At 72.5% G+C, this 16,284-nt stretch carries 1 protein-coding gene and 1 pseudogene; both read left to right on the top strand.

Translation table 11 applies throughout. The features are described 5' to 3' along the window. Window positions 1–124 precede the first annotated feature (124 nt). Window positions 125–5,632: pseudogene (locus KCH87_RS02380) on the top strand (SDR family NAD(P)-dependent oxidoreductase); the annotation flags it as partial. Window positions 5,633–5,682: 50 nt separating this feature from the next. Beyond that, window positions 5,683–16,254, top strand: coding sequence for a type I polyketide synthase (locus tag KCH87_RS02375; protein WP_210583634.1), 10,572 nt, complete (start codon window positions 5,683–5,685; stop codon window positions 16,252–16,254). The last annotated feature ends 30 nt before the right edge of the window (window positions 16,255–16,284 follow it).

Here is a 16,284-nt window from a genome sequence, read left to right as displayed (position 1 = left end):
GGGTCGGGCCTCTGGGCCCGGCCCGTGCAGACGGAGCGGAACCCCACCCACGGCAATCGCACACATCCACTTCTAGGGGCTGAATCAAGTGGCTGACGAGGCACAACTCCGCGACTACCTCAAGAGGGCCATCGCCGACGCCCGCAATGCCCGCAACCGGCTGCGCGAGGTCCAGGACCTGGCGCGCGAGCCGATCGCCGTCGTCTCGATGGCGTGCCGATACCCGGGTGGAGTGTCCTCGCCCGGGGAGCTGTGGAAGCTGGTCGCCGAAGGCGGCGACGCCGTCTCGGACTTCCCCGAGGACCGGGGCTGGGATCTGGAGGGTCTGTTCGACGCCGATCCCGACCAGGCGGGCACGTCGTATGTCACCCAGGGCGGCTTCCTTCAGGGGGCGGGCCTCTTCGATGCGGGGTTCTTCGGTATCTCGCCGCGTGAGGCGCTGGCGATGGACCCGCAGCAGCGGCTGCTCCTGGAGACCTCCTGGGAGGTCGTCGAGCGGGCGGGCATCGACCCGGCCTCGCTGAAGGGCACCGACGTCGGTGTGTTCACCGGTCTGTCCGGCCAGGGCTACGGTGCCGGTGCCGGTGTGGTGACCCCGGAGACGGAGGGCTTCGCGGGCACGGGGGCGTCGTCGAGCGTGGCCTCGGGCCGGGTGTCGTACGTCCTCGGTCTCGAAGGCCCGGCGGTGTCCCTCGACACGGCCTGCTCCTCGTCCCTCGTCGCCATTCATCTGGCCGCGCAGGCGCTGCGGCAGGGCGAGTGCTCGATGGCGCTCGCCGGCGGCGCGATGGTGATGTCGACGCCGGGCAACTTCGTGGCGTTCTCCCGCCAGCGCGGCCTGGCCGCCGACGGCCGCTGCAAGGCGTTCGCGGACGGTGCCGACGGAATGGGCCTGGCCGAGGGTGTGGGTGTCGTCCTCCTCGAGCGACTGTCGGTGGCGCGGGAGCGCGGACACAAGGTCCTGGCGGTGATACGCGGCAGCGCGGTGAACCAGGACGGCGCGTCCAACGGGCTGACGGCTCCGAGCGGTCCTTCGCAGCAGCGGGTGATCCGCAAGGCGTTGGCCAACGCGGGGATTTCGCCGGCGGATGTGGATGTGGTGGAGGCCCATGGGACCGGAACGGCGCTGGGCGATCCGATCGAGGCGCAGGCGCTGCTGGCGACGTACGGCCGGGACCGCGAACAGCCTTTGTGGCTGGGGTCGTTGAAGTCGAACATCGGGCACACCCAGGCCGCCGCGGGCGTGGGCGGTGTGATCAAGATGGCGCAGGCACTGCGGCACGGCCTGATGCCCTCGACACTGCACGTGCAGAAGCCCACGACCGAGGTGGACTGGTCCGCGGGTGGGGTGGAGCTGCTGACCGAGGCCAGGGAGTGGCCGGGGCATGGCCGTCCGCGCCGGGCCGGGGTGTCCTCGTTCGGCGTCAGTGGGACGAATGCGCATGTGATCCTGGAGGAGGCGCCCGAGGAGCCTGTCTCGGACGATGCGGTGCCCGGCGGTGTGGTGCCGCTGGTGGTGTCGGCGGGGAACGCCGCTTCCTTGGCGGGGCAGGCCGGGCGGCTCGCGGAGTTCGTCGAAGGCGCCGGCGGGGTGTCGCCGGCGGGCGTGGCCGGGGCACTGGTGTCCGGCCGGGCGCTGCTGAGTGAGCGCGCGGTGATCGTGGCCGATTCGAACGAGGAGGCGCTCGCCGGGTTGCAGGCGCTGGCGCGCGGTGGGAGCGGCGCCAACCTGGTGTCCGGCAGCGGCTCGGATGCGCCGGGCAGCGTGGTGTGGGTGTTCCCGGGCCAGGGTTCCCAATGGGCCGGTATGGGCCGGGAGTTGTTGGATTCGTCGCCGGTGTTTGCGGAGCGGATCGCGGAGTGTGCGGCGGCGTTGGAGCCGTTCATCGACTGGTCGCTCATCGAGGTGCTGCGGGGCGAGGCAGGCCCGGAGCTGCTGGAGCGGGTCGATGTGGTGCAGCCCGCCAGCTTTGCGGTGATGGTGGGCCTGGCCGCCGTCTGGGCGTCCGTTGGTGTCGAGCCCGACGCGGTGCTGGGGCACTCGCAGGGCGAGATAGCGGCCGCGTGCGTGTCCGGTGCGCTGTCGCTCGAAGATGCGGCACGTGTGGTGGCGTTGCGCAGCCAGGCGATCGCCGGGCAGCTGGCCGGACGTGGCGGTATGGCCTCGGTCGCCCTGACCGAGAGCGAGGCGGTCGCGCGGCTGGTGCCGTGGGCGGACCGGGTCGAGGTCGCGGCGGTGAACGGCCCGTCCTCGGTGGTGATCGCCGGTGACGCCGAGGCCCTGGACGAGGTGCTCGCCGCACTCTCGTCTGATGGTGTCCGGGTGCGGCGGGTGGCGGTGGACTACGCCTCCCACACCCGGCACGTGGAGGACATCCGCGACACCCTCGCCGACACCCTCTCCGGCATCGACGCCCAGGCCCCGACGCTCCCCTTCTACTCGACCGTCACCGGCGAATGGGTGCAGGACGCCGGAGTTCTGGACGGCGGCTACTGGTATCGCAACCTGCGCGGTCAGGTCGGGTTCGGGCCGGCGGTCGCCGAGTTGATCCGCCAGGGCCACGGCGTCTTCATCGAGGTCAGTGCCCACCCGGTGCTGGTCCAGCCGATCACGGAGATCGTCGACGACAGCGACAGCGGTGCCGGCGCGGTGGTGACCGGTTCGCTGCGCCGAGAGGAAGGCGGCCTGCGCCGACTCCTGTCCTCGATGGCCGAGTTGTTCGTCCGCGGCGTCACCCTGGACTGGGCCGGGGTGCTGCCCGCCGGGGCCACGAAGGCATGCGTGGACCTGCCGACGTACGCCTTCGACCACCAGCACTACTGGCTCCAGGCCACTGAGACCGGCGGCGATGCGACCTCCCTCGGGCTCGCCGGGGCCGATCACCCGCTACTCGGCGCGATGGTTCAACTTCCCTACTCCGACGGGCTGTTGTTCACCTCGCGCCTGTCGCTGAAGTCGCACCCCTGGCTCGCCGATCACGCGATCGGCGGCATGGCCCTCCTCCCCGGCACGGGACTCGTCGAGCTGGCCGTCCGGGCCGGTGACGAGGCCGGGTGCGGCGTGTTGGAAGAGCTGGTGATCGAGGCGCCGCTGATCGTGCCTGAGCACGGCGGGGTGCGGATGCAGGTCGCGGTGGGTGCACCGGGCGAGAACGGCTCGCGCACGGTGGAGGTCTACTCCCAGCGCGAGGACGCTCCCGGTGACGGGGCAGCGTGGACGCGGCACGCCACCGGCACGCTGTCGGCCTCGGCCCCGACCCGGGGGACGGACTTCGACTTCGCCGCGTGGCCGCCACCGGGTGCGCAGCAGGTCGAGGTGGACGCCGCCGGCTTCTACGACGAACTGCGCGAGCGCGGTGTCGGCTACGGGCCCGCTTTCCAGGGCGTGCGCGCGGTGTGGCGGCGCGGCGAGGAACTGTTCGCCGAGGTCGCGCTGCCCGAGGAACAGCGGGGGGACGCCGACAGGTTCGGGATCCACCCCGCTCTGCTGGACGCGGCCCTCCAGACCGGGACGTTCCGGGCCGTGGCCGGTACGCAGGGGGAGGAGGGGGCAGGGCAGCCGCTGCTGGCGTTCTCGTGGAACGGACTGGTGCTGCATGCCTCCGGTGCTTCGGCGCTACGGGTGCGGGTCGCGCCGAGCGGCCAGGACGCGCTGTCGGTGGAGGCGGCGGACGAGACCGGCGCCCTGGTCGTGACGATGGACTCGCTGGTGTCCCGGGCCGTGTCCGCCGAGCAGCTTCGGACGGCGGCGGACTCGGCGGCCGCCGACTCGCTGTTCCGGGTGGACTGGACCGAACTGCCCCCGGTTCAGGGGGCGGAGTCCGCACCGTCGTGGGTAGCGGTGGCCACCGCGGAGGAGGTGACGGCCCTGGCCGGGGGCGCCGAAGCTCCGGCAGCGGCGCTCCTGGAAGCGATCGGCGGTCGGGGCGAGGACGCCGTACTGGCCCTGACCTCCCGGGTGTTGGGCGTGGTGCAGCAGTGGCTGACAGCGGACGGCCTCGAGGAGTCGCGGCTGGTCGTGGCGACCCGGGGCGCGGTCGCCGCCGGCCGCGACGGCACGGTGTCGGACCCGGCCGCGGCGGCGGTGTGGGGTCTGGTGCGTGCCGCGCAGGCGGAGAACCCGGACCGGATCGTCCTCCTCGACACCGACCCGGCCTCCGGTGATGGACCGGGTGCCGTCCTGGGTGCGGCGCTGGCCACCGGCGAACCGCAGATCGCGGTGCGCGGGACGGCCCTCTCCGTACCCCGTCTCGCCCGCGCCGCCGACGGTCAACTCCCGGACGTGCCCGCGGTGTTCGGACCGGAGGGCACCGTCCTGGTCTCGGGCGGCGGATCGTTGGGCGAACTCATCGCCCGGCACCTCGTCGTCCGGCACGGCGTACGCCACCTCATGCTGGCCAGCCGTCGCGGCCCGGACGCCGAGGGCGTGCAGGAACTGGCCGCCGAACTCACCGAGCAGGGCGCGGCCGTGTCGGTGGTGGCCTGTGACGTCTCCGACCGAGAACAGGTCGAGGCCCTGCTCGCCTCGGTGCCGGACGAGCACCCCCTGCGCGGACTGGTGCACACGGCCGGTGTGTTCGAGGCCGGGCTGGTCCAGACCCTGACCCCGGAGCGCCTGGCGAGGGTGTTCGCGCCGAAGGTGGATGCCGTACGACACCTCGACGACCTCACGCGCGGCCTGGACCTGGACGCGTTCATCGTCTACTCCTCCGCCTCGTCCGTCTTCCTCGGCGCCGGCAGCAGCGGATACGGGGCGGCCAACGCCTTCCTGGACGGCCTGATGGGCCACCGCCGCGCGGCGGGCCTGCCCGGCCTCTCGCTGTCCTGGGGCACGTGGGCGTACGCCACCAACATGACCACCCACCTGGGCGCCGACGACCAGGCGAGCATGAGCAGGCGTACGAGCCGTGACGGCGTCGTGGCGCTCATGCCCGCCGAAGGCATGGAGCTCTTCGACGCCGCGATCGGATCCGGAGAGTCGCTGCTCGTGCCGGTCAAGCTGGACCTGCGAGGTGTGCGGGCCGGTGCGGCGGCCGGTGGCACGGTGCCGCACCTGCTGCGCGGTCTCGTGCCGGCGGGACGGCAGCAGGCTCGGGCGGCCGCCGGAAAGGACAGCGACCTGCTCAGCCGGCTGTCCGGGCTCGCCGAGCCGGAGCAGGAAGCCCTGCTCCTCGACCTGGTGCGCGCTCAGGCCGCGGTCGTGCTCGGGCACAGCGGGCCGGAGAGCGTCCGGCCGGAGAGCGCGTTCAAGGACGTCGGGTTCGACTCGCTCACCTCGGTGGAACTGCGCAACCGGCTGCGCGAGACGACCGGTCTGAAACTCCCCGCCACGCTGGTCTTCGACCAGCCGACCCCGCTCGTACTCACCCGCTATCTGCGCGACGAACTCGGTATCAGCGACGACGTGCTGTCCCGGGTGAACGCGAAGATCGAAGACGTCGAGTCGCTCCTCGGTGCACTGAGCCTCGACGAATCCATGAAATCCAGTATCGCGCTGCGCCTTCAGGGCCTGGTGGCCAGGTGCAATGGAGTGGTCGAGCAGACGGACGTTTCCACGGTGGCGGACAAGCTGGAATCCGCTTCGGCCGACGAAGTCCTCGACTTCATCGATGAGGAACTCGGGCTCGTGTGAGACCGATTCAGGATCTCCGGCTTCATCAAAATTCTCGTGAGGACTGAAGAATGGCCACGGACGAAAAACTCCTCCAATACCTCAAGCGCGTCACCACCGAATTGCACAACCTGAAGAAACAGGGTTCGTCGCATGCGGGTGAGCCCATAGCGATCGTGGGCATGGCATGCCGGCTGCCGGGCGGTGTGGCGGGTCCCGAGGATCTGTGGCAGCTGGTCCGCGACGGCCGGGACGCCGTTGCGGGGTTCCCCGACGACCGTGGCTGGGAGCTGGAGGGCCTGTTCGACCCGGACCCCGACAACCCGGGCACCTCCTACACCGACCAGGGCGGCTTCCTGAAGGGGGCGGGCCTCTTCGACGCCGGATTCTTCGGGATCTCGCCGCGTGAGGCGCTGGCGATGGACCCGCAGCAGCGGCTGCTCCTGGAGTCGTCGTGGGAGGCGCTGGAGGGGGCGGGCATCGACCCGGTCTCGCTGAAGGGCACCGACGTCGGCGTGTTCACCGGGGTGTCCAGCCAGGGCTACGGCTCCGGTGCCGGTGGGGTCGCACCGGAGCTGGAGAGTTTCACCGGTACCGGAGTCGCATCGAGCGTGGCCTCTGGCCGGGTGTCGTACGTCTTCGGCTTCGAGGGTCCTGCCGTGTCCGTGGACACGGCCTGCTCGTCGTCCCTCGTCGCCATCCACCTGGCCGCGCAGGCCCTGCGGCAGGGCGACTGCTCGCTGGCCCTGGCCGGCGGCTCGATGGTGATGGCGACACCCGGCACCTTCGTGGTGTTCTCCCGGCAGCAGGGCATGGCCGGCGACGGCCGCTGCAAGGCGTTCGCGGACGGCGCGGACGGAATGGGCCTGTCCGAGGGCGCGGGCGTGGTGGTCCTGGAGCGGCTCTCGGAGGCACGGGAGCGCGGGCACCGGATCCTCGCGGTCATACGGGGCAGCGCCGTCAACCAGGACGGCGCCTCCAACGGTCTGACGGCTCCGAACGGTCCGTCCCAGCAGCGGGTGATCCGCAAGGCGCTGGCCGGTGCCGGACTGGTCTCGGCGGACGTGGACGTGGTGGAGGCCCACGGGACCGGTACGGCCCTGGGCGACCCGATCGAGGCGCAGGCGCTGCTGGCCACGTACGGACAGGGCCGGGATCCTCAGAAGCCGCTGTGGCTCGGCTCGTTGAAGTCGAACATCGGACACACCCAGGCCGCCGCGGGCGTGTCCAGTGTCATCAAGATGGTGCAGGCGCTGCGGCACCGAGTGCTGCCCCCGACGCTGCACGCACAGGTGCCGACGACCGAGGTCGACTGGTCCGCGGGCGCGGTGGAGCTGCTGACCGAGGCCAAGGAGTGGCCGCAGAACGGTCACCCGCGGCGCGCCGGAGTGTCCTCGTTCGGCATCAGCGGGACGAACGCCCACCTGATCCTGGAAGAGGCGCCCGAAGAGACGGCGAAACCGGAGCCGGCCGTTGAGGACGCGGCGCCCGGTGGTGTGGTGCCGCTGGTGGTGTCGGCGCGGAGCGAGGGCTCCCTGGCGGGCCAGGCCGGTCGGCTTGCGGCGTTCGTCCGGGAAGCCGATCAGGTGTCGCCGGCGGGAATGGCCGGGGCCCTGCTGGCGGAGCGGGCGCTGCTGCCCGAGCGCGCGGTGATCCTGGCCGGTTCGGACCAGGAAGCCCTGGCCGGACTCGGGGCGCTGGCCCGGGGCGAGCACGCCGCCGGCCTCGTGACCGCCAGGGCGGCCGGCTCGGGCGGACCGGGCAAGGTCGTCTGGGTGTTCCCGGGCCAGGGCTCGCAGCGCGTCGGCATGGGCCGGGAACTGTACGACCGCCACCCGGTCTTCGCCACGGCCCTCGACGAGGTGTGCGAGCAGTTGGACGCCTGCCTCGCCGGGTGGGTCGACCACCCGGTACGGGACGTGATCCTGGGTAGCGTGGCGAGCAGCGCCGAACTGCTGGACCAGACGGTGTTCACCCAGGCGGGCCTGTTCGCCGTCGAGAGCGCCCTGTTCCGGCTCGTGGAGTCCTGGGGCGTACGGCCGGACGCGGTCGTCGGACACTCGATCGGCGAGGTCGCCGCAGCGCACGCGGCGGGCGTGCTGTCGTTGCGGGACGCGGCGCGTCTGGTCGCCGCCCGTGGCCGGCTGATGCAGGCTCTGCCGCAGGGCGGGGCGATGGTCGCGGTGGCCGCGAGTGAGGCGGAGGTCGCCGGTCTGCTCGGTGAGGGCGTGGAGGTCGCGGCGGTCAACGGCCCCTCCTCGGTGGTGCTCTCCGGCAAGGAGGACGCGGTCCTTGCGGCCGCCGACCAACTGCGGGAGCGGGGACACAAGACGAAGCGCCTCGTGGTCTCGCACGCGTTCCACTCCGCGCGGATGGAGCCGATGCTGGCCGACTTCGCCGCGGAACTGGCCGACGTGGAGTGGCAGACACCGGAGATCCCGGTGATCTCGAACGTGACCGGGCGCCTCGCCGCCCCCGATGAGCTCACCGACCCGGAGTACTGGGCCGGGCACGTGCGGCGGCCGGTGCGGTTCGCCGAGGGGATCGCGGCCGCGGCCGAGTACGGCGGCACGCTGTTCGTGGAGCTGGGCCCGGGCGCCGCCCTGACCGGACTCGTCGAGGAGACGACCAACACCGCGGGCACCGAGGTGACCTGCGTGGCGGCACTGCGCGACGGCCGCCCGGAGGAGCAGACCCTGCTCGCCGCGCTGGCCGAACTGTTCGTGCGCGGCGTGCCCGTGGACTGGGCCGGGATGCTGCCCGCCGGGGCCACGACGGCACGCATGGACCTGCCGACGTACGCCTTCGACCACCAGCACTACTGGCTCCGGACGGCACAGGCCGCCACCGACGCGGCGTCGCTGGGACAGTCGGCGGCCGATCATCCGCTGCTCGGCGCGGTGGTGCGGTTGCCGCAGTCCGACGGGCTGGTGTTCACCTCACGCCTCTCGCTCAAGTCGCACCCCTGGCTGGCCGATCACGCCGTGGGCGGTGCGGTGCTCGTCCCCGGCACCGGCCTGGTGGAGCTGGCCGTACGGGCCGGTGACGAGGCCGGTTGCGGCGCGCTGGAAGAGCTCGTGATCGAGGCGCCGCTGATCGTGCCCGCCCACGGCGCGGTACGCGTCCAGGTCGCCGTGGGCGGGCCGGACGGGAACGGCTCGCGTCCCGTGGAGATCTACTCCCAGCGCGAGGACGCCCCCGGAGACGAGGACGCGTGGAACCGACACGCCGCCGGCACGCTGGCCGCCGCTCCGCCGGCCCGGCCCACCGGCTTCGACTTCGCCGCCTGGCCGCCGCCCGGCGCGCAGGCCGTCGACGTCGGCGACTTCTACAACGACCTGAGCGAGCGCGGCTACGGCTACGGCCCGGCTTTCCAGGGCCTGCGCGCGGTGTGGCGGCGCGGCGAGGAGGTCTTCGCCGAGGCGGCCCTGCCCGAGGAACAGCGGGAGAACGCCGACCGGTTCGGCATCCACCCCGCGCTCCTGGACGCCGCCCTGCACGCCGGAATGTTCGGCGCCGAGGCGGACACAGGGGAGGACGCCGGGCAGCCGGTACTGCCGTTCGCGTGGAACGGACTGGTGCTGCACGCCGCGGGCGCTCCCGCCCTGCGGATCCGCCTGACCTCCGGCGGCCCCGGCGCCGTGTCACTGGAGGCAGCCGACGAGACCGGCGGCCTCGTGGTCACCCTGGACTCCCTGGTGTCCCGGCCGGTCTCCGCCGAGCAGCTCCAGACGGCGACGGACGCGGAGGCCACCGACTCGCTGTTCCAAGTGGACTGGACCGAACTGCCCCCCGCTCAGGCCCCCGCTCCCGCGCCGTCGTGGGCGCCGGTCACCACCGCGGACGAGGTCGAGTCCCTGGCCGCCGGTGCACAGCTTCCCGCGGTGGCACTCCTGGAAGCCGTCGGAGACTCCGTACTCGCCCTGACCTCCCGGGTGTTGGGCGTCGTGCAGGCATGGCTGGCCGCGGACGGCCTCGACGACTCGCGGCTCGTGGTGACGACCCGCGGCGCGGTGCCCGCGGGCGACGGCGCGGTGACCGACCCGGCCGGAGCGGCGGTGTGGGGTCTGGTGCGTGCCGCGCAGGCCGAGAACCCCGACCGGATCGTCCTGATCGACGCCGACCCGGCCGCCGACGACGGAGCGGTGCCCGTGCTGGGCGCCGTACTGGCCGGCGGGGAACCCCAGGTCGCCGTGCGCGGCACGGCACTGTCGGTGCCCCGGCTCGCCCGCGCCACCGGTCAAGTCCCGGACGTCCCCGGGGTGTTCGCTCCGGACGGGACGGTCCTGGTCACGGGCGCCACTGGATCGCTGGGTGGCCTGGTGGCCCGGCATCTGGTCACCGGGCACGGCGTACGGCACCTCCTGCTGGTGAGCCGCCGGGGCCCGGACGCCGAGGGCGCTCAGGAACTGGTCGACGCGCTCACCGAACTGGGCGCGGCAGTATCGGTCGTGGCCTGCGACGTCTCCGACCGCGACCAGGCACAGGCCCTCCTGGAGTCGATATCCGACGAGCACCCCCTGCGCGGTGTGGTGCACACGGCGGGCGTACTGGACGACGGCGTGATCGGGGCGCTGACCCCGGAGCGCCTGGCGAAGGTGTTCGCACCGAAGGTCGACGCGGTACGTCACCTCGACGAACTGACCCGTGGCCTGCACCTGGACGCGTTCGTCGTCTTCTCGTCCGCCTCGGGTGTGTTCGGGTCGGCGGGCCAGGGCAACTACGCGGCGGCCAACGCCTTCCTGGACGGGCTGATGGCCGGCCGCCGGGCGGCGGGCCTGCCCGGGCTCTCCCTGGCCTGGGGCCTGTGGGAGCAGAACGCGGGAATGACCGCTCACCTCCGCGATGCCGACCAGGCACGGGCGAGCCGTGGCGGTGTCCTGGCGATCACGGCGACCGAAGGCCTGGAACTGCTCGACGCCGCTCTCGTGTCAGGGCAGTCGCTGCTGGTGCCGATCAAGATGGATCTGCGCGGGGCGCGGGCCGGCGCGGCGGCCGGCGGTGCGGTCCCGCATCTGCTGCGTGGCCTCGTACCGGCGGGACGGCAGCAGGCACGCGCGGCAGCCGGAAAGGAAGCCGACCTGCCCCGCAGGCTCGCCGGGCTCGCCGAGCCGGAGCAGGAGGCTCTGCTCCTCGACCTGGTGCGCGCTCAGGCCGCGGTCGTGCTGGGGCACAGCGGGCCGGAGAGCGTCCGCCCGGACTCCGCGTTCAACGAGGCCGGATTCGACTCGCTCACCTCGGTGGAGCTGCGCAACCGGCTGCGCGAGGCGACCGGCCTGAAGCTCCCCGCCACGCTGATCTTCGACTACCCCACCCCACAGGCCCTCGCCGGCTACCTGCGCGAGGAGTTCGGGGACACGACGGCGGCAGGCACTTTCGGCGCGACCCCGGCCGCCGTCGTGGATCCCGACGAACCGATCGCGATCGTCGGGATGTCATGCCGGCTGCCCGGCGGGGTGGCGGGCCCTGAGGACCTGTGGCGCCTGATCCACGAGGGCCGCGAGGGCATGTCCGCCTTCCCCGACGACCGGGGCTGGGACCTGGAGGGCCTGTTCGACTCGGACCCGGACAGCGCGGGCACGTCATATGTCGCCCAGGGCGGCTTCGTACGGGACGCAGGGCTCTTCGACGCGGGCTTCTTCGGTATCTCGCCGCGTGAGGCGCTGGCGATGGACCCGCAGCAGCGGCTGCTCCTGGAGACCTCCTGGGAGGCCATGGAGAGCGCCGGCGTCGACCCGACGTCGTTGAAGGGCACCGACGTCGGCGTGTTCTCCGGGGTGTCCAGCCAGGGATACGGGGCCGGGGTGGCCGCACCGGAGCTGGAGGGCTTCGCGAGCACGGGCACCGCGTCGAGCGTGGCCTCGGGCCGAATCTCGTACGTCTTCGGCTTCGAGGGCCCGGCGGTCACCGTGGACACCGCCTGCTCCTCCTCCCTGGTGGCTATGCATCTCGCCGCGCAGGCGCTGCGGCAGGGCGAGTGCTCGATGGCGCTCGCCGGCGGTGTGACGGTCATGGCCACACCCGTCAGCTTCGTGGAGTTCTCCCGGCAGCGTGGCCTGGCCGGCGACGGCCGCTGCAAGGCGTACGCGGACGGCGCGGACGGCACGGGCTGGGCCGAAGGCGTGGGTCTGGTCGTCCTGGAGCGCCTGTCGGTGGCGCGGGAGCGCGGACACAAGGTCCTGGCCGTGCTGCGCGGCAGCGCGGTGAACCAGGACGGCGCGTCCAACGGGCTGACGGCTCCCAACGGTCCCTCACAGCAGCGGGTGATCCGTAAGGCCCTTGCCAACGCCGGGATTTCCCCGGCGGACGTGGACATCGTGGAGGGACACGGCACCGGTACGGCGCTGGGCGATCCGATCGAGGCGCAGGCGCTGCTGGCCACGTACGGCCGGGACCGCGAACAGCCTTTGTGGCTGGGATCGTTGAAGTCGAACATCGGACACACCCAGGCCGCCGCGGGCGTGGCCAGTGTCATCAAGATGGTCCAAGCGCTCCGACATGGCGTGATGCCACCCACGCTGCACGTGGACGCGCCCTCATCCCAAGTGGACTGGTCGGCGGGCGCGGTGGAGCTGCTGACCGAGGCCAGGGAGTGGCCACGGGGCGGTCATCCGCGCCGGGCCGGGGTCTCGTCGTTCGGGATCAGTGGGACCAATGCCCATCTGATCCTGGAGGAGGCGCCTGCTCAGGAGGCAGAGCAGCCGCCGGTGTCCGGTGGTGTGGTGCCGTTGGTGGTGTCGGCGCGCAGTGCGGGTTCGCTGGCGGGACAGGCCGGCCGGCTCGCGGCGTTCATCGAGGAAGCCGACCGGGTGTCACCCGCGGACATGGCCCCGGCACTCGTCTCCAACCGGGCGTTGCTGAGTGAGCGTGCGGTGATCGTGGCCGGCTCGGATACGGAGGCACTGGCCGGGCTCCAGGCGCTGGCGCGCGGCGAGAGCCCGGCCGGCCTGGTCACCGGCAGGGTGAGCGGCTCGGGGGCACCGGGCAAGGTGGTGTGGGTGTTCCCGGGCCAGGGTTCCCAATGGGTGGGTATGGGCCGGGAGTTGTTGGATTCGTCGCCGGTGTTCGCGGAGCGGATCGCGGAGTGTGCGGCGGCGTTGGAGCCGTTCGTCGACTGGTCTTTGGTCGATGTGCTGCGTGGTGATGCTGAGTTGGAGCGGGTGGATGTCGTGCAGCCCGCCAGTTTCGCGGTGATGGTGGGTCTGGCGGCGGTGTGGTCTTCGGTGGGTGTGCTGCCGGACGCGGTGTTGGGTCACTCGCAGGGCGAGATAGCGGCCGCGTGCGTGTCGGGTGCGCTGTCCTTGGAGGACGCGGCACGTGTGGTGGCCCTGCGGAGCCAGGCGATTGCTTCGCAGCTGGCGGGGCGGGGCGGCATGGCATCCGTTGCGCTGAGTGAAGGTGAGGCGGTCGCACGGCTGGTGCCGTGGGCGGATCGGGTCGAGGTGGCGGCCGTGAACGGCCCGTCCTCAGTGGTGGTCGCCGGTGACGCCGAGGCGTTGGACGAGGCGCTCGCCGCGCTCTCGAACGACGGTGTCCGGGTGCGCCGGGTGGCGGTGGACTACGCCTCCCACACCCGGCACGTGGAGGACATCCGAGACACCCTCGCCGACACCCTCTCCGGCATCAACGCCCAGGCGCCCCTCGTGCCGTTCTACTCGACCGCGACCGGCGAATGGGTGGACCGGGCCGGGGTGCTGGACGGCGGCTACTGGTATCGCAACCTGCGCGGAAAGGTGGGCTTCGGCCCGGCGGTGGCCGAGTTGATCCGCCAGGACCACCGGACCTTCGTGGAGGTCAGTGCGCACCCGGTGCTGGTCCAGCCGATCACCGAGATCGTCGACGACGCCGATGCGGCGGTGACCGGCTCCCTGCGTCGTGAAGAGGGCGGTCTGCGGCGGCTGTTGGCCTCGATGGCCGAACTGTTCGTCCGAGGCGTGCCTGTTGACTGGACGGGCGTGCTGCCATCTGGCGGGACCGTGGACCTGCCGACGTACGCCTTCGACCACCAGCACTACTGGCTCCACCCGGCACAGACCGCCACCGACGCGGCCTCCCTCGGACTCGCCGGAACAGATCACCCGCTCCTCGGCGCCGTGGTGGAGCTGCCGCAGTTCGACGGGCTGGTGTTCCCCTCACGCCTGTCGCTCAAGTCCCACCCCTGGCTGGGAGATCACCGGGTCGGCGGCGTGGTGCTCGTCGCCGGCACCGGCCTGGTGGAGCTGGCCGTGCGGGCCGGTGACGAGGCCGGGTGCGGCGTCCTGGAAGAGCTCGTGATCGAGGCGCCGCTGGTCGTACCGGAGCACGGCGGGGTACAGGTCCAGGTCGCCGTGGGCGGACCGCGTGAGAACGGTTCGCGCACCGTGGAGGTGTACTCGCGACGCGAGGACGCCGCCGGTCGTACCGGCGCGGACGCGTGGACTCGGCACGCCACCGGCATGCTGGCCCCCACGACCCGGGCCGCCGGTGGGTTCGACTTCGTCGCGTGGCCGCCGCCCGGCGCGCAGCCGGTGGACATCGGCGGCGGCTACGACCTGCTCACCGAGGTGGGATACGGCTACGGGCCGGCCTTCCAGGGCGTGCGTGCACTGTGGCGGCGCGGCGCGGAGCTCTTCGCCGAGGTCGCCCTGCCCGAGGAACACCGCGAGAACGCCGACCGGTTCGGCATCCACCCCGCGCTCCTGGACGCCGCCCTGCACTCGCCGCTGCTGCAGATCGCAGCGGCGCCCCCTGCCGACGGGGACGTCGAAGGCGGGCCGGGTGGGCCGGAGTTGCGGCTGCCGTTCGCGTGGAACGGGCTGGTGCTGCATGCCGCGGGTGCCTCGGCGCTGCGGGTGCGGATCGAGCTGCCCGAGGGTGGCGACGCGCTCTCGTTCCAGGCTGCCGACGAGACCGGCGCCCTGGTCGTGACGATGGACTCACTGGTGTCCCGGGTGGTCTCCGCCGAGCAGTTGGAGACGGCGTCGGACACTGCGCGCACCGACTCGCTGTTCCGGGTGGAGTGGACCGAGTTGCAGCCGGTCCAGGGGGCCGAGCCCATGCCGTCGTGGGTGCCCGTGGCCACCGCGGAAGAGGTGGCAACCCTGGCCGACGATGTGGAGTCGGGCGCCGACACCCCGGCCGTGGCAGTTCTGGAAGCCATCGGCGGTGAGGGCGAGGAGGCCGCACTGGAGCTGACCACCCGAGTCCTCGAGGTGGTCCAGTGCTGGCTGGACGGGCCCGGCCTTGAGGACTCGCAGCTGGCCGTGGTGACCCGGGGTGCGGTGCCCGCCGGTGACGGCGTGGTGACCGACCCGGCCGGTGCGGCGGTGTGGGGTCTGGTGCGTGCCGCGCAGGCCGAGAACCCGGACCGGATCGTCCTCGTGGACACCGACCCGGCGTCTGGCGAGGGACCGGCAGCCGCCCTGGGCGCCGTGCTGGCCAGCGGCGAGCCGCAGGTCGCGGTGCGCGGCACGACGCTTTCCGTACCCCGGCTCACCCGCGCCACCGGTCAAGTCGCGGACACCTCTGCGGTGTTCGGGCCGGAAGGGACCGTTCTGGTCTCGGGTGCCGGGTCATTGGGCGGCCTGGTGGCCCGGCATCTGGTCACCCGGCACGGCGTACGACACCTGCTGCTGGCCAGCCGTCGCGGCCCGGACGCCGAGGGCGTGCGGGAACTGGTCGCCGAACTCGCCGAGCAGGGCGCGGCTGTCTCCGTCGTGGCCTGCGACGTGTCCGAACGCGAGCAGGTCGAGGCGCTGCTGGCCTCGGTTGCGGACGAGCACCCCCTGCGCGGTGTGGTGCACACGGCGGGCGTGACCGATGACGGCGTCATCGGGGCATTGACCCCCGAGCGCTTGGCGAGGGTGTTCGCGCCGAAGGTGGATGCGGTACGTCACCTCGATGCGCTCACGCGTGGCCTGGAGCTGGACGCGTTCGTCGTCTACTCCTCCGTGTCGGCCGTCTTCATGGGTGCGGGCAGCGGCAGTTACGCGGCGGCCAACGCCTACCTCGACGGCCTGATGGCAAGCCGCCGGGCGGCCGGTTTGCCCGGGCTCTCGCTGGCCTGGGGTCTGTGGGATCAGACCGACGGCATGGCGGCCAACACCGACGACCTCACCCGGTCCCGGATGAACCGGCGCGGCGGCCTCCAGTCGATCACACCGACGGAGGGCATGGAGCTGTTCGACGCCGCCTTGGGGTCGGGGCAGGCGCAGCTGGTGCCGGCCAAGCTGGACCTCCAGTCGCTGCGTGCCCAGGCCGCCGGTGGGGGAGTGCCGCACATGCTGCGCGGCCTGGTCCGCGCGAGCCGGCAACTGGCCCACGCGGCGAGCACCGGTGACCAGGGGCAGGCGCTGTCCGAGCGGCTGGCCGGGCTCCCCGCCGCCGAGCAGGCGACGGCGCTGCTCGACCTGGTGCGGGCCCAGGTGGCCGCGGTTCTCGGCCACAGCGCCACCTATCGGATCGACGCGGACCAGGGGCTGTTCGAGGTCGGCTTCGACTCCCTCACCTCCATCGAACTCCGTAACCGGCTCCGCGACATCACCCAGCAGAAACTCCCGCCCAACGTCGTCTTCGACTACCCGACGGCGGGACTGCTCGCCGCGCATCTGCACGAGTTGCTGTGCGGCGAACAGGCGGCGCAACCCGTAGCCGTCTCCGTGTGAAGCAGCGATCTCCAGACGAATGAAGGTGAG

The sequence above is a fragment of the Streptomyces sp. GESEQ-35 genome (genome assembly GCF_017948485.1).
Classification (GTDB): Bacteria; Actinomycetota; Actinomycetes; order Streptomycetales; family Streptomycetaceae; genus Streptomyces.
The sequence above is the reverse complement of the archived record's forward strand: the minus strand, read 5'-3'. Positions and strand labels throughout refer to the sequence as shown.

What these genes read in the sequence shown, in the direction of transcription:
- KCH87_RS02375 (WP_210583634.1), top strand. Translation starts at nt 5,683, where the DNA reads ATGGCCACGGACGAAAAACTCCTCCAATACCTCAAGCGCGTCACCACC.